Genomic DNA, 15,160 nt, shown 5'->3' with positions numbered 1-15,160 from the left:
ACAGCGGCGTTTTTCTATATCTGTCCTGCGCCTTATGTGATCAAAGATAAGTTTCTCTGACTGATTCATGATAAAAATGCAATGGTGCCGGCGTGTTTATTGCTAAATATTTCAAAAACTTTATCGTGTCGTCCCAGCCGCCGACATACATGAGATAATACGTCTGGCAGGTTATATAACATGGGTTCTCAGGAGCTGAACACCCCGATGTTTAAACGTGTCGTTACTGCTGTGCTGTTAGCAACCTGCCCACTGATCGGCCATGCTGAAACCATCAAACAGGTTTTTGCCTTTGCTCTGTTGGGCTCGCCTAAATATGATAAAAATTTTACCCACTTCGATTATGTCAATCCTGATGCCCCTAAAGGTGGCGATGTCACACTTTACGCACTTGGCACCTTCGACAATTTTAACCTCTACGCTTTACGAGGCATTAGCGCTATCCGCACCGGCCAGCTGTACGATGCGCTCTATACGCCTTCTGAGGATGAACCCGGCAGTTATTATCCACTGATTGCACAACGTGCACGCCATGCCAGCGATGATAGCTGGATTGAAGTGGATATGAATCCCAACGCACGCTTTCATGACGGTTCACCGATTACTGCAACTGATGTGGCTTACACCTTCAACATGTTTATGACTCAGGGCGTACCGCAGTTTCGTATTTATATGAAAGGCGTTACCGCCAAAGTTATTGCACCGTTGACAATACGCTATGATTTTGCCAAACCCGGCAGAATGAAAATGGTCAGCCTGCTGACATTACCGATAATGTCTGAGAAATTCTGGGAAAAGCATAAATTCAACGAACCATTATCGTCCCCGCCGCTGGCCAGTGGCCCTTATCGCATTACCGACTATCGAATGGGACAATATGTCACCTATTCACGGGTAAAAAATTATTGGGCGGCGGATCTGCCGGTCAATAAGGGCCGCTACAATTTTGACCATATTCGCTACGACTACTATCTGGACGACAATGTGGCCCTCGAAGCGTTCAAGGCAGGCGCGTTCGACCTGCGGATAGAAAGCTCCCCCAAACACTGGGCCACGCAATATCAGGGCGGTAACTTTAAACGAGGTTACATTATCAAGAAAGATGAGCCAAACCAGAGCGCACAGGATACGCGTTGGATGGCATTTAACATTCATCGCCCTTTATTTTCCGATCGGCGGGTCAGACAGGCGCTAACGTTAGCGTTTGATTTTAACTGGATGAATAAGGCTCTATTTTTCAACAGCTATCAGCGGGCCAACAGTTACTTTCAGAATACGGAATATGCGGCGCAAGGCAAGCCTTCTACGGCAGAACTGGCCTGGCTAACGCCGCTGAAAGGTAAAATTCCAGCGGAAGTATTTGGCCCTCGCTATCAACCGCCGGTATCCGATGGCAGTGGCTACGATCGGCCTAATTTATTAAAGGCGCAACACCTGTTGGCACAGGCGGGCTGGATTATAAAAGACCAAACGCTGGTGAATCGCCAGAGCGGTCAACCTTTCGCCTTTGAACTGCTTATTCCCAGTTCAGCCAATGCGCTATATGTGCAACCATTCCAGCAAAATCTGCAACGACTCGGCATCCAGATGAGCATCCGTAGTGTGGATTCCCCACAGTTTAATAACCGGTTGCGCAAGCGGGACTTTGACATGATACCGACGCTATATAGTGCTGAGCCGTATCCCAATGCCAATCTGCAATTCAGTTGGAGTTCAAAATACATCAACTCAACCTACAATACCTCGGGCGTAGAAGATCCGGCTATTGACAGTCTGATCGACGACATCATGCGACACCAGGGCGATAAAGACGCATTACTGGCACTGGGTCGCGCATTAGACCGGGTGCTGACCTGGAATCAGTTCATGATACCGATGTGGTACTCCAACCATGATCGTTACGCCTACTGGAACAAATTTGCAATGCCGGCGGTACGCCCCGCTTATTCGCTGGGTTTTGATAGCTGGTGGTACGATGCCAGTAAGGCCGCGACGCTACCTGAAGAACGCCGATAAGGAGTTGATGTGGGAAGCTACCTGTTACGTCGCCTGTTGCTCATCATCCCCACATTGTGGGCCATTATTACCATTAACTTTTTTATTGTACAGATTGCACCGGGAGGCCCGGTTGATCAGGCCATTGCCGCTATTGAACTGGGGCAAGGCAGTGGTTTTACCGCGGGTGGCACCGGAAGTGGCATGGCCCGTTCAGGCGGTAGCGGCACGCCTTCAGCAGAGAATGCTTATCGGGGATCCCGCGGCCTGGACCCAGAGATTATTGCGGAAATCACCCAACGTTACGGCTTTGACAAACCTATCCATGAGCGCTATTTCAAGCTGCTATGGAATTATATCCGTTTCGATTTTGGCAACAGCCTGTTTCGCGGCTCATCCGTCATCGAACTGATCAAAGAAAGCATGCCGGTATCCATTTCACTGGGGTTATGGAGCACGCTGATCATCTATCTGGTTTCCATTCCGCTGGGTATCAAAAAAGCGGTGAAAAACGGAACGGCATTCGATACCTGGAGTAGTAGCCTGATTATTATCGGCTACGCCATTCCCGCGTTTCTGTTTGCCATTCTACTGATTGTACTCTTTGCCGGCGGCAGTTATCTGGACTGGTTTCCGCTGCGCGGATTAGTTTCCAGCAACTTTGATACCCTTCCCTGGTACGGCAAAATCACTGACTATCTGTGGCACATTACACTGCCGGTACTGGCAACGGTAATCGGCGGTTTCGCTACCCTGACCATGTTGACCAAAAACTCCTTTATGGATGAAATCCGTAAACAGTATGTCATCACGGCACGGGCCAAAGGATTGGATGAAAAAACCATTCTCTACCGCCATGTCTTCCGTAATGCCATGTTGCTGGTCATCGCCGGATTTCCAGCCACGTTTATCAGTATGTTCTTTACCGGCTCGCTGTTGATTGAAGTCATGTTCTCTCTTAACGGACTGGGACTGCTGGGATATGACGCGACATTGCAACGCGATTACCCGGTGATGTTCGGCACGCTGTATATCTTCACCATCATCGGACTGCTGCTGAATATCGTCAGTGATATGACCTACACACTGGTTGACCCGCGTATTGATTTTGAGGAACGCCAATGAGCCGCTTAAGCCCAATGAACCAGGCGCGCTGGGCAAGATTCAGAAGTAACCGTCGCGGTTACTGGTCGCTATGGGTCTTTATGGTGCTGTTCATCGCCACGTTGTTTTCCGAACTTATCGCCAACGACAAACCGCTGCTGGTGCGCTATGACGGCCAGTTTTATGTCCCGTTCATGGTGAATTACAGCGAGACCACGTTCGGCGGTGAATTTGGCACTCAAGCCGATTATCGTGATCCTTATGTAGCGGCGCGACTGGCAAAACACGGCTGGGCGATCTGGCCGCCGATCCACTACAGTTACCGCACCATCAACTACGCCACCCAGGTTTCTTTCCCTTCTCCGCCTTCACGCTACAATTTGCTCGGCACAGATAGTCAGGGAAAAGATGTACTGGCACAGGTGCTGTATGGTTTTCGCATTTCTCTGTTGTTTGGACTGGCGCTGACACTCCTCTCCAGTGTGATGGGTATCGTTGTCGGTGCGGCACAAGGCTACTATGGCGGGTATGTGGATTTATGGGGACAGCGCTTTATCGAAGTATGGTCCGGTATGCCGACGCTGTTTCTGATCATTCTGCTATCCAGCGTCATTCAGCCTAACTTCTGGTGGCTGCTCGGGATCACGGTATTATTCGGCTGGATGAGTCTGGTGGGCGTGGTACGGGCTGAATTCCTGCGAACACGTAATTTTGACTATATCCGCGCTGCCCAGGCCATGGGTGTCAGCGATCGGTCCATTATGTTTCGTTGCATGTTACCCAATGCCATGGTCGCCACCCTCACCTATCTGCCGTTCATCCTCTGTGGCTCTATTACAACACTGACTTCATTGGATTTTCTCGGCTTCGGGTTGCCAATTGGTTCACCATCACTGGGAAGCTTGTTGCTGGAGGGGAAAAACAATCTGCAAGCGCCCTGGCTGGGTATGACGGTATTTATCGTACTGGCGCTTATTCTTTCACTCCTTATTTTTATCGGCGAAGCGGTTCGCGACGCTTTCGACCCGAGCAAGGCGCATTAATATGTCCGGTACTCCGTTGTTACAAATCAAGGACCTCAGCATCGCGTTTCGTCATGGTGCGGAAGAAAAACGCGTGGTTGATCAGATCTCACTGGAAGTGGCGCAAGGTGAAACGCTGGCGCTGGTCGGTGAGTCCGGTTCAGGGAAAAGTGTGACCGCCTTGTCGATTCTGCGTCTGCTGCCTTCTCCGCCGGTGGTTTACCCGCAAGGAGACATCCTGTTTGAGGGGCAGTCACTACTGCACGCCGATGAAGCCACACTACGGCAGGTGCGAGGTAACCGCATCGCCATGATTTTTCAGGAGCCTATGGTTTCCCTCAACCCATTGCAATCCATTGAAAAACAGTTGGCGGAAGTGCTGTCACTGCATCAGGGAATGCGTCGTGAAGCTGCCAAAGGAGAGATTATCAGTTGTCTGGAACGCGTTGGCATTCGGCAGGCCAGCGCACGACTGGCGGATTTTCCACACCAGCTTTCTGGTGGTGAACGGCAACGGGTAATGATTGCAATGGCCTTGCTAACCCAGCCAGATCTCCTGATTGCGGATGAACCGACTACTGCGCTGGATGTGACCGTACAGGCGCAAATACTGACGTTACTGACATCACTGAAACAGGAGTTGGGGATGGCTCTGCTGTTCATCACCCATAATCTGAATATTGTCAAACGTCTGGCCGATAACGTGGCCGTAATGAAATCAGGTCAGTGCGTCGAGCATAATTCGACCAGGATGTTATTTTCCGCGCCTCAGCACGCTTATACTCGGCAATTGCTGGATGCCGAGCCTGGCGGTATGCCGTTACCCTTGACCGATGACCAAACCGAATTACTGCGCGTCAATCACCTCAATGTCGCTTTTTCCATCAAGCGCGGTCTGCTGCGGCGTACTGTTGATGAAAAAAAGGTGGTCAATGATCTCTGCTTTACTCTGCGGCGGGGAGAAAGTCTGGGATTGGTGGGCGAGTCCGGTTCCGGCAAGAGCACTACCGGACTGGCATTACTGCGGCTGCTGACGTCACGTGGGGAAATCTGGTTTGATGGACAACCACTACATACGTTTAACCGTAAACAGATGCTTCCCATCCGCCGTCGAATTCAGGTGGTTTTTCAAGACCCCAACTCCTCACTGAATCCGCGCTTCAATGCCGAACAGATTATTGCCGAAGGGCTGACCGTTCATCAAAAACTGAGCGCTGCCGAACAGGAACAGCGCGTTATCCAGGCCATGCAGGAAGTGGGACTGGATCCCGAGACACGTCACCGCTATCCAGCCGAATTTTCCGGCGGTCAACGTCAGCGTATCGCTATTGCGCGGGCACTGATTCTACAACCAGAGCTGCTGATTCTTGATGAACCCACCTCATCGTTGGATCGTACTGTGCAAGCACAAATTCTGATGTTGTTGAAAACACTGCAACAGAAACACCGTCTGACCTACCTGTTTATCAGTCACGACCTCCATATTGTACATGCGTTATGTCATCAGGTTATCGTGTTGCGCCATGGTGAAGTGGTTGAACAAGGTTCTTGTCAGCACGTATTTGCCCACCCGGTGCAGGAATATACCCGGCAGTTATTACAACTCTCAGCTTAAGACCACAACGCAGACTTATCTATGGGGCAGCAACAGGGCCAACCGCTGTTGCTGTTTCAGAAGGGATGCTGAGCGGCGATAGACTCGGCAATGGCGACACCAACGTTTTTCAGATGGCATAATGCTGTACTTTCATCGTTCCGATGCAGAAACAGGCAAGGTTCACTGTCCCATTCCAATACAGTGCATTGAACATGGATTTCATCCAGGTATTGATCCAACTGATGCAGGATTTTCCATGCATCTTTGCCATCATGACTTAACAGTTTGAAACCAATCAAATTATTATCATCGTCCTTGCCACTGAGCGGAATCGGTTCCACTTTCACACCGGTAAACCCAGTTAACCAGCGATAACTTTGCGGCAAGCGATGAACTACCGAAAGTTGGAGACTATTCACGACGGTTTTCCTCAGCTAGGCAGACTGCATAATTTACAAAATTATAACATATGTAATGCATACTTTTTGAATTTCACTTTTTTTTTGCTCAAGAAGCTAACATTTTCTTAGCGATTGATTAATATTCGTGCGTTTAATGACTGTCAGGACGATTAATTCTGTTACAAGGATCACGAATCTGAGCTATTTTTCGCTATATGTAACCTTTTACGCCTCATATCTCAACTTATTTTTCATGTTGTTCACTTTTAAAACAAATAAATTACAAGACAGACAACAACTCCCTATTGCCTTGAGAGTATCAGCACTATAGTAATGATGATCGTGACAACCAGACGGGAAACGCCCCTTGTTCAAAAAGACTCAGGAACGACTGGCATACAGATACAGGGCAGCGGCGGAGACAGAACAGAATGCCATAGAAATCACCATCGGCCAGGCACTCTGAAACGACGATAAAGATAACACGGCACCGATCAGTGAACCCAAACCAAAACGTAGTGTACCCGCCAATGATGACGCCGTACCTGCCATATGAGGGAAACCATCAAGAATAACCGCCATCGCGTTGGATGCGACGGTAGCCACGCAACCGACAAACAACGCCACCCCGACAACCAATGACAGGAATCCAAGATTGAACGCACAGACCAACAGCAGAAAAATGCCCATAGAAAACTGGATAATCAGCCCCAACCGGAACATAAACATCGGTCCCATGCGGGAGACAATGCGGCTATTCAACAACGTCATCAGGAACAGAACAACAATATTCAGAGCAAAGTAGTAGCCAAAATTCTGGGGAGACACCCCATTCAGATCGATATAAACAAACGGCCCGGCACTCAGAAAAGAGAACATCCCGGCAAAAGAGAATCCGCTGGCCAACATGTAGCCAAATACCCGCTTGTGACGACACAGCTGAGAAAAATTACCCAACGTAGTGCGCAAATGAAAGCGCTGACGCCGCTCCACTGGTAGCGACTCCGGGATAAACAACCATACAAAAATTGTAGCCATCAGCGCTGCACCAGAAATGGTCCAGAATATTGCATGCCAACTGAACCAGAATAACAATGCACCACCGATGATCGGCGCCAGCAAGGGTGCAATTGTCATCACCAGAATCACAAACGACATCATGCGAGAGAACTCATCTTTGGAGAACATATCCCGCATCAACGCATTAATCACTACGCTGGCCGAGGCGGCTGACAAGCCATGCAGAAAACGCATGTAAATCAGTTGTTCCACCGTTTGAGACAGCGCACAGGCGGCAGCGGCGATAGTGAAAACCAGAACGCCCCCCAGGATCACCGGTTTGCGTCCTATACTGTCGGACATCGGCCCGTAAAAAAGTTGGCCGATGGCGAACCCCAACACGTAAGCGCTAAGCGTCATCTGTACCCGACCGGGGTCCACGTTAAATTCTTTTGCAATCACGGGTAATGCTGGCAAATACATGTCAATGGCTATTGGCATCAACATGGAGATCAAACCAAGGATAAAAATAAGACGCAGCCGGGACGAATGTTGTGGACGCACGGAAAACAATTCCTTTAGAGATGACAAAAGCCCGCTGCCAGTAGCATCAGCGGGGATAAAGAGTTAATCGTATTACAGGACGTCCGTTCCAAATGCAGGCAGTTACAACCCGACGCTGGCAACTTCCTCCGCCGTCAGCGCACGGTACTCTCCCGGTTTCAGATCACTGCCCAGCACAATGGCACCGATGCGTTCACGATGCAGCGCCACAACATGGTTCCCCACGGCGGCAAACATCCGTTTTACCTGATGGTAGCGGCCTTCACTGATCGTCAACCTCACCTGATATTCCGTTACCTTCTCCAGCAGCGCGGGACGGGTCAGTGTTTTTTCATTATGCAATTGTATACCTGTCGCAAATTGCGCTGCGGTATCGGCATTCACTGGCTGTTCAAGCGTCACCAGATAGGTTTTTTCACAATGGTGTTTTGGCGACGTGATCCGGTGCGACCACTGGCCATCATCGGTTAATAACACCAAGCCACTGGTATCAATATCCAGCCGTCCGGCGGGATGCAATTTATACGCTACCGGCTCATCCATAAAATAAAGGATTGTCGGATGGTCAGGATCGTCGGTAGAACAGACATAACCCAGCGGTTTGTGCAGCATAAAATAACGTGGCCCGTTTTGCTGTTGCAGGGGCTTGCCGTCAAATTCAACCACGTGTTCCGGTAGCAGTTTGAATGATCCGCTTTTTATCACTTCACCTTGCACCGTAACCCGCTGGGCGCGCAATTCCCGCACGATCAGTGAACGGCTTATCCCTAACTGTTGGGATAGAAATTTATCCAGTCTCATTAAACGTTTACTGCCTATATTACCCGGCTGACTGACCAGGTTGAATCCGCCAGAAGCGCGAGATCTGCCCGTCAGCATAAAAAAAGAAGAGTAGCGTTATACACCCTAAGCACACATTAGCATAACGGCGTGTTACGCCGATGGAGAGACCCAGTCAATCAGACACTATTGACCCACTGACCCAAAGGGTCGCTCCTGCCATGAGTAACAGGCATAATGGAAGCAATTTATAATAAGGAGCGATACGATGTCATCTATTCATGGTCATGAGGTGCTGCAAATGATGCTGGCGGCCGAAACCCCTTTTACGACTGAACAGTTAATCACCACCATAAACATCCGCTTTGGCAACGATGCCCGCTTTCATACTTACTCGGCCAGCGATATGACCGCCGAGATGCTGGTGCAGTTTTTAGCCAGGAAAGGCAAATTTGTTCTGCAGAGTGCGCGTTTTACCACCCACGCCAGTAAAATCTGTCAACACTAGGCGATGTCTTTTACACTGCGGCCTTATCAGCAAGATGCCGTAACAGCCACCCTCGACTACTTTCGGCACCACACTACACCCGCCGTGATCGTTCTGCCCACTGGCGCGGGAAAAAGTCTGGTGATCGCCGAACTGGCCCGGTTAGCCCGTGGTCGCGTGCTGGTGCTGGCGCATGTCAAAGAGCTGGTAGCGCAGAACCACGAAAAATACTGTGCCCTGGGGCTGGAGGCCAACATCTTTGCCGCCGGACTGCAACAGCGACAGAGTCAGGGCAAGGTGGTTTTTGGCAGCGTACAGTCAGTCGCCCGCAATCTGGCCCTGTTTGAACAGGCTTTTTCATTATTGATTATTGATGAATGCCACCGGGTCAGCGACGACGATAGCAGCCAATATCAGCAAATTATTCATCATCTCCAACAATCCAATGCACAGTTGCGTTTGCTGGGACTGACTGCTACACCCTACCGCCTGGGAAAAGGCTGGATCTATCAATACCACTACCACGGCATGATCCGGGGTGATGAGCACTGCCTGTTCCGGGACTGCATTTATGAGTTACCGCTACGCTACATGATCAAGCACGCTTTTCTGGTGCCGCCACAGCGCCTGGATATGCCAGTAGTACAGTATGATTTCAGCCAGTTGAGCGCTCACAGTAACGGTTTATTCAGCGAGGAAGACCTTAACCGTGAATTGAAACGTCAACAACGGGTTACACCACAAATTATCCACCAGATTGTCGAATATGCCGCCGATCGTAACGGGGTGATGATTTTTGCCGCCACGGTGGAACATGCCAGTGAGATTGAACGTTTGCTACCCGACGGTCAGGCCGCGCTTATCAGCGCTGACACACCAGCAGCCAGACGTGATTCGCTGATTGAGGCGTTTAAACAGCAACAATTGCGCTATCTGGTCAATGTCGCCGTATTAACCACCGGTTTTGATGCTCCTCACGTAGACGTTATCGCCATTCTACGCCCGACCGAATCCGTCAGCCTCTATCAGCAGATCGTCGGGCGCGGTTTGCGATTGTCTGCGGGAAAAACTGATTGTCTGATTCTCGACTACGCCGGTAATCCACACGACCTGTATACACCCGAAGTCGGCAAGCGTAAACCGCATAGCGATAGCCAGCCAGTACAGGTCTTCTGCCCACAGTGCGGCTTTGCCAATCTGTTCTGGGGCAAATGTACCGACGACGGCACCGTGATTGAACACTACGGGAGACGCTGTCAGGGGTGGAGTGAGGATGAGGATGGCCGCCGTCAACAATGCGATTACCGCTTTCGTTTCAAAACCTGTCCGCACTGTGGAGCAGAAAATGATATTGCCGCCCGCCGTTGCCATCAATGTGAAGAAATACTGGTAGACCCGGACGACATGCTGAAAGCGGCGCTAAAGCTGAAAGACGCGCTGGTACTGCGTTGCAGTGGTATGAGTATGGTTCATGGCCTGGATACCAAAGGCGAATGGTTGAACATCACCTATCATGATGAAGATGGTGCTGAAGTTAGTGAGCGTTTCCGCTTGCAGACACCGGCCCAGCGGCACGTTTTTCAGATCCATTTTCTACGCGTCCACCTGCGTGCGCCCGGTATCCCCTTCCACTGGCAGACTGCCGCCGAGATCACACAGCAACAACCGCTACTGCGAGCTCCCGATTTTGTTGTCGCACGCCAACAAGGCAAATTCTGGCAAGTGCGGGAAAAAATATTCGACTACCAGGGCCGCTACCGCAGAGCGAATGAACTGCGCGGCTGATTAAATGGCGGTTTCATTTGCCCGCTGGGCCAGATTCCGATAGAATTCCGCCCGCTTTTGTCTAAACACAAGCGGAATATCCAACCTGTTGCTGGGTCGCCTGTAGCAGGATCACTTTTTTAAAGTCGAGAAAGACATGATTACTATCAATGCAGAAGTACGCAAAGAGCAGGGTAAGGGTGCGAGCCGCCGCCTGCGTAATGCGAACAAATTCCCAGCCATCGTTTATGGTGGTGCGGAAGCGCCGGTTTCTATCGAGCTGGATCACGATATCGTTAAAAACCAGGAAGGGAAAGGCGGTTTTTACGATGCAGTTATCTCCCTCGTTATCGATGGCAAAGAAACCAAAGTGAAAATTCAGGCTGTTCAGCGTCATGCTTTCAAGCCTAAATTAACTCACATCGACTTCGTTCGCGTTTAATCACGCTGAAGTTATCCGGTATCCCGGAGAGAAAAACGCCGCATTAGCGGCGTTTTTTATTTCTATCGACAACGGCGGTGAACTTCAGTTCCGGGGTGACCTTAAAGCAGCTTGATACGCTTTGATTTTCGGCACCAACAGGGCCGCACGCCGCAGGCTCTCTTCTTGCCACACCGTTTGGCGGTCGTAGTATTCGGCAAACGCCGGAGTTTCCTGCGGCAGAATCACCCACGGTAGTTTAGATTGGGTAAAAATATGCACATCTGGCGGCAACAGTTCCGGATGAGTCAAGGTCCCAACCCGCACGAACCGGGTCAGCGGGCCACTGCCAGCATAGTGGCTCCACAATGCCACATAGCATTTAGGACAGCGAGCGATCTGTTGCCCTTGTCCGCTGTTGGATGGTGTGTTCACCAGCAGAGGCTCACCACTGAGCAATTCCACGTTGTCTGACTCAATCATGGCATTCAAGGCAAATGCCGAGCCGCTTTCCCGCTGACACCAGCTACAATGGCAGCAGTGCACTACCAACGGTGCGCATTTCAGACGGTAGCGGATAGCCCCACAATCACAACTGCCGTCCATAGGATATGGGTTTTGCATCAGTACCCCTTATCTGCGGTGGTTTTGCTGGTTTCAGTAATGGTTTCCCGGTATTAATTCGCTAAAAACACACTCAGCCGAGGCCCCAGATTGCCAGTAAAATACCGAATAATCAGTTATCAATACCTTGCTCTGCCCACATTTTTTACAAAAATCCTGATTCAATACAAATCCATATCGCAACAGATCAGTTACCGCCGCCCAGGCGACGCTGTAGTTGATCACGCAAATTCGGTGGTGTTCCCTTGATAGTCAAAGTATCAGTCGCCGGATCCCAGAAAATACGTTCCCCCAACAGTAATGCATCGAAGTTGATACTCAGGCCGCCGCCACTGCCGGCGAACTTGGTCAGTTGCCGCAACGTGCTGCGATCTGCCGGGAAACTCTCCTCAAGTTCATAGCCTTGTCCGATGGAAAAGTCCTGAAAACTCTGATCTCCTAAAGTCGGTAACTCACCGGACAAGGCTGCCACTTCAATCTCATCTCCTGCTTGCAACTGTTCGTTGCAATAGCTGTACACTTGCTGACGGTATTGCTGACGCTCATTTTTATCCAATTGCGCATCAGCGCAATAGTCATCAACAGCCTTGAGCAAGCCACGGTTCTGCGCTTTGGTATCCAGCCCTTCGGCTGCGGCCAGGAAATCCATGAAAAAATCAGATACCTTGCGCCCGACCCGCCCTTTCAGGAAAGTGAGATAACGAGTTGATGACGGGTTGGTCTCCCATTCAGTCAAATCGATACGTGCCACAATATCGGCATGGTGAATATCCAGATAATGAGTGCTGCTGATATCCAATTGTTCGTTTACCCGCAAACTATTACAACTGTTCAACACCGCGATCAGCAAATACTCCACCGCCAAATAGCGATATTGGCAAAACAGAACCACCCCCCCTTCCGCAAACGGATATTTTGCCAGTTCATCACGCAGACGCCCTGTCGCGGCACGGGTAAATGCCAGAAAGTCATCGTCTCCCTTACGGCAGGCACGTAATGCATCTGCCAGTTCACTTTGCTCATTAAACAGGCCATAGGCCTTATTTTTAGCACTATAGACACGATGCAGTTCAGCCATCATTTCGTTAACGGCGTCATTGGTGGATAACAGCGAATCACGCAACACCATTTCCAGTGTTTGCTCATCGCGTTTGATGAGCTGATGCAGGGCAATCTGGTCGATATCCAGACTCATGATAAACTCTCCTTTTAGCGGGGGAACGTATTCAAGCACCTAAGTATCCTCGCTGCAACCAAAAGCCACTACCACACAGAGATAACGCATCCACGGGCCGAAATGATAAAAGTGCGGAAAAAGACGCTCTTATACGGTAATATGTTCGACTTTAGTCGCTTAAGAAGCACCATTTTATGCCACAATCATCCCGTTATAGTGACGAGCAAGTTGAACAGTTACTATCAGACTTGGTCAAGGTTCTGGAAAACCGCCGCACACCAACCGATCTCGCATTGATGGTGTTGGGAAACATGGTGACCAACCTGATTAACACTAGCGTGGCCCCGGCACAACGTCAGGTGCTGGCCCGCTCTTTCGCTGAAGCACTACAAGCTTCAGTAACAGCAGATAAAACACATTGATTTTGACCTGTATATGGTAACCAACCGCCAGCGCTACCGCGAAAAAGTTTCCCAGATGATCAGCTGGGGACACTGGTTTGCCTTGTTTAACATTCTCCTCAGCCTCGGGCTAGGTAGCCGTTATCTGTTTGTTACCGACTGGCCATCATCACTGACCGGGCGTCTTTATGCGCTGGTCAGTTGGCTTGGACACTTTAGTTTTATTGGTTTTTCCGCGTATCTGCTGATTATTTTCCCTCTGACATTTGTCGTTATGTCGCAACGATTGTTGCGGTTTTTATCAGCGGCGATAGCAACGACGGGACTCACACTGCTCATCGTCGATGCTGCTGTTTTTACTCGTTTCCACCTGCACCTTAATCCCACTGTATGGGAACTGGTAACCAACCCCAACCAGAGCGAGATGGTCCGTGACTGGCAATTGATGTTTATTGGGGTGCCCGTCATATTTATGGTGGAGATGCTGTTTGGTACTTGGTGCTGGCAAAAATTGCGTAGCCTGAATCGACGTCATCATTTTGCCAAACCGCTGGTGGGTATTTTTATCATTTCGTTTTGTGCCTCGCATCTAATGTACATCTGGGCTGATGCCAATTTCTATCGCCCGATAACCATGCAGCGCTCTAACTTACCGCTTTCTTACCCGATGACTGCACGCCGTTTTCTGGAGAAACACGGTCTGCTCAACGCACAGGAATATCAGCGCAGACTGCTGCGACAAGGTAATCCCGAAGCAGTTTCGGTGGAATATCCACTGAGCGACATCGCCTTTAGTGATGCCGGCAGTGGCTATAACCTGTTAATGGTAATGGTAGACAGTATTCCTGATCAGAATACGCCACATGCTATGCCTAACCTGACCCGTTTTGCGTCTGAAAATATTCGGTTCAGTGACCATTACAGTGCCGGTATGCAGCAGGACAGTGGGTTGTTCAACCTGTTCTATGGTATCTCCTCCACCTATATAGACAGTGTTCTCAACAGCAGTAAGCCCTCTGCGCTGATTACCGCGTTAAGTCAGCAGGGTTATCAGTTCGGTCTGTTTTCTGCCAGTGGATTCGACAGTCCTCTTTACCGACAAGCACTTCTGGCTGACTTCTCACTGCCAACGCCAGATGCGCAAAGTGATGAAATCATCACCACGCAATGGCAAAAATGGCTGGACAGTCGCGCCGGCACAACCGAACCGTGGTTCTCATTCATTGAGCTAAACCACACCAGTTGGCAGGCAACTACGTCTAAAAGCCCAGCTGCGGAACAACAACGCCTCTACCTTCAGGGTAATCAGCGCGTGGACCAGCAAATTGAACGGATCATCAGTGTGCTGCGTGACAAAAATATGCTGGATAAAACCGTGGTGGTTATCACGGCTGAACAAGGAAATGCCCAACGCCCAGGCGATAACTCGCCGACGCCGATGAAACGCTCGTTGTGGCAGGTTCCGCTGGTCATTCACTGGCCTGGCACACCCGCACAGACCATCAACAAAATGACGGATAACAAAGACGTTATGACCACATTGATGCAACGTCTGCTACATGTAAAAACGCCATCCAGCGATTACTCACAGGGAGAAGACCTGTTTACAGCAGAGCGACGAGATAACTGGCTGGTCAACGGTGATGGGAGTGATTTGATCATTACCACACCAAAACAGATTATTGAACTCGGGAGTCACGGCAATTACCGGGCTTATAATCAGGAAGGTCATGAATTATTGAATGAAAAACCGCAGTTGGATCTGTTATTGCAGGTATTGACCGACGAACGGCGATTTATTGCTGACTAACTGCCTAAATCTAA

Annotated in this window: 14 protein-coding genes; 9 read left to right on the top strand and 5 right to left on the bottom strand. The window is 50.0% G+C overall.

The window, feature by feature from the left end; all coding sequences use genetic code 11:
- Positions 1–207: 207 nt before the first annotated feature.
- From PCO85_08635 to yejF, 4 genes are read left to right on the top strand one after another with little or no spacing between them, the layout of a single operon-like run.
- The gene (locus PCO85_08635; GenBank protein ID WJV55436.1) at positions 208–2,016 is read left to right on the top strand and encodes an extracellular solute-binding protein; all 1,809 of its coding nucleotides are present in this window, start codon (positions 208–210) and stop codon (positions 2,014–2,016) included.
- Between the two features lie 9 nt (positions 2,017–2,025).
- On the top strand, positions 2,026–3,120 hold the full coding sequence (locus tag PCO85_08630; protein WJV55435.1) for a microcin C ABC transporter permease YejB: 1,095 nt from the start codon (positions 2,026–2,028) through the stop codon (positions 3,118–3,120).
- Positions 3,117–4,142 (top strand): microcin C ABC transporter permease, encoded by a 1,026-nt coding sequence (locus PCO85_08625; protein ID WJV55434.1) that lies wholly within the window; start codon positions 3,117–3,119, stop codon positions 4,140–4,142. Before PCO85_08630 ends, PCO85_08625 begins: the two co-directional genes overlap by 4 nt.
- A gap of 1 nt (position 4,143) precedes the next feature.
- Positions 4,144–5,736 (top strand): microcin C ABC transporter ATP-binding protein YejF, encoded by a 1,593-nt coding sequence (yejF, locus tag PCO85_08620; protein ID WJV55433.1) that lies wholly within the window; start codon positions 4,144–4,146, stop codon positions 5,734–5,736.
- A gap of 56 nt (positions 5,737–5,792) precedes the next feature.
- Here the strand turns inward: yejF and PCO85_08615 are convergent, their stop codons facing one another.
- The 3 genes from PCO85_08615 to rsuA form a co-directional block, all read right to left on the bottom strand.
- Positions 5,793–6,137: a YejG family protein gene (locus tag PCO85_08615; protein ID WJV55432.1), complete on the bottom strand. Its 345-nt coding sequence runs from the start codon at positions 6,135–6,137 to the stop codon at positions 5,793–5,795.
- Positions 6,138–6,500: 363 nt separating this feature from the next.
- Positions 6,501–7,682 (bottom strand): Bcr/CflA family multidrug efflux MFS transporter, encoded by a 1,182-nt coding sequence (locus PCO85_08610; protein ID WJV55431.1) that lies wholly within the window; start codon positions 7,680–7,682, stop codon positions 6,501–6,503.
- A gap of 102 nt (positions 7,683–7,784) precedes the next feature.
- Entirely contained in the window at positions 7,785–8,483 is a 699-nt protein-coding gene (rsuA, locus tag PCO85_08605; GenBank protein ID WJV55430.1) for a 16S rRNA pseudouridine(516) synthase RsuA, read from the bottom strand.
- 247 nt (positions 8,484–8,730) lie between these two features.
- Here rsuA and PCO85_08600 point away from each other — a divergent pair, with 247 nt between their 5' ends.
- The 3 genes from PCO85_08600 to rplY all read left to right on the top strand — a co-directional run bounded on the left by PCO85_08600 (position 8,731) and on the right by rplY (position 11,155).
- Positions 8,731–8,970: a YecH family protein gene (locus PCO85_08600; protein WJV55429.1), complete on the top strand. Its 240-nt coding sequence runs from the start codon at positions 8,731–8,733 to the stop codon at positions 8,968–8,970.
- Positions 8,971–8,973: 3 nt separating this feature from the next.
- Positions 8,974–10,734, top strand: coding sequence for a DEAD/DEAH box helicase family protein (locus tag PCO85_08595; protein ID WJV55428.1), 1,761 nt, complete (start codon positions 8,974–8,976; stop codon positions 10,732–10,734).
- 136 nt (positions 10,735–10,870) lie between these two features.
- Positions 10,871–11,155 carry a 50S ribosomal protein L25 gene (gene rplY / locus PCO85_08590; GenBank protein ID WJV55427.1) on the top strand — a complete coding sequence of 95 codons (285 nt, stop codon included), beginning with the start codon at positions 10,871–10,873 and terminating at the stop codon, positions 11,153–11,155.
- A gap of 84 nt (positions 11,156–11,239) precedes the next feature.
- Here the strand turns inward: rplY and PCO85_08585 are convergent, their stop codons facing one another.
- Both PCO85_08585 and yejK read right to left on the bottom strand, forming a co-directional pair.
- Positions 11,240–11,758, bottom strand: a complete 519-nt coding sequence (locus PCO85_08585) for a GFA family protein (protein WJV55426.1) — start codon at positions 11,756–11,758, stop codon at positions 11,240–11,242.
- Positions 11,759–11,945: 187 nt separating this feature from the next.
- A complete protein-coding gene (gene yejK / locus PCO85_08580; protein ID WJV55425.1) occupies positions 11,946–12,953 on the bottom strand; it encodes a nucleoid-associated protein YejK in 1,008 nt (335 codons plus the stop codon).
- Positions 12,954–13,129: 176 nt separating this feature from the next.
- On the opposite strand from yejK, the gene PCO85_08575 reads away from it, so the two are divergent.
- Both PCO85_08575 and yejM read left to right on the top strand, forming a co-directional pair.
- Entirely contained in the window at positions 13,130–13,357 is a 228-nt protein-coding gene (locus tag PCO85_08575; GenBank protein ID WJV55424.1) for a YejL family protein, read from the top strand.
- A 13-nt stretch (positions 13,358–13,370) separates the two neighbouring features.
- Positions 13,371–15,146, top strand: a complete 1,776-nt coding sequence (gene yejM, locus PCO85_08570) for an LPS biosynthesis-modulating metalloenzyme YejM (protein ID WJV55423.1) — start codon at positions 13,371–13,373, stop codon at positions 15,144–15,146.
- Positions 15,147–15,160 lie beyond the last annotated feature (14 nt).

It is taken from the genome of Prodigiosinella aquatilis, assembly GCA_030388725.1.
GTDB classification, from domain to species: Bacteria; Pseudomonadota; Gammaproteobacteria; order Enterobacterales; family Enterobacteriaceae; genus Prodigiosinella; species Prodigiosinella aquatilis.
The sequence above is the reverse complement of the archived record's forward strand: the minus strand, read 5'-3'. Positions and strand labels throughout refer to the sequence as shown.

What these genes read in the sequence shown, in the direction of transcription:
- PCO85_08635 (WJV55436.1), top strand. Translation starts at nt 208, where the DNA reads ATGTTTAAACGTGTCGTTACTGCTGTGCTGTTAGCAACCTGCCCACTG.
- PCO85_08625 (WJV55434.1), top strand. Translation starts at nt 3,117, where the DNA reads ATGAGCCGCTTAAGCCCAATGAACCAGGCGCGCTGGGCAAGATTCAGA.
- yejF (WJV55433.1), top strand. Translation starts at nt 4,144, where the DNA reads ATGTCCGGTACTCCGTTGTTACAAATCAAGGACCTCAGCATCGCGTTT.
- rsuA (WJV55430.1), bottom strand. Translation starts at nt 8,483, where the DNA reads ATGAGACTGGATAAATTTCTATCCCAACAGTTAGGGATAAGCCGTTCA.
- PCO85_08600 (WJV55429.1), top strand. Translation starts at nt 8,731, where the DNA reads ATGTCATCTATTCATGGTCATGAGGTGCTGCAAATGATGCTGGCGGCC.
- PCO85_08595 (WJV55428.1), top strand. Translation starts at nt 8,974, where the DNA reads ATGTCTTTTACACTGCGGCCTTATCAGCAAGATGCCGTAACAGCCACC.
- rplY (WJV55427.1), top strand. Translation starts at nt 10,871, where the DNA reads ATGATTACTATCAATGCAGAAGTACGCAAAGAGCAGGGTAAGGGTGCG.
- PCO85_08585 (WJV55426.1), bottom strand. Translation starts at nt 11,758, where the DNA reads ATGCAAAACCCATATCCTATGGACGGCAGTTGTGATTGTGGGGCTATC.
- yejK (WJV55425.1), bottom strand. Translation starts at nt 12,953, where the DNA reads ATGAGTCTGGATATCGACCAGATTGCCCTGCATCAGCTCATCAAACGC.
- PCO85_08575 (WJV55424.1), top strand. Translation starts at nt 13,130, where the DNA reads ATGCCACAATCATCCCGTTATAGTGACGAGCAAGTTGAACAGTTACTA.
- yejM (WJV55423.1), top strand. Translation starts at nt 13,371, where the DNA reads ATGGTAACCAACCGCCAGCGCTACCGCGAAAAAGTTTCCCAGATGATC.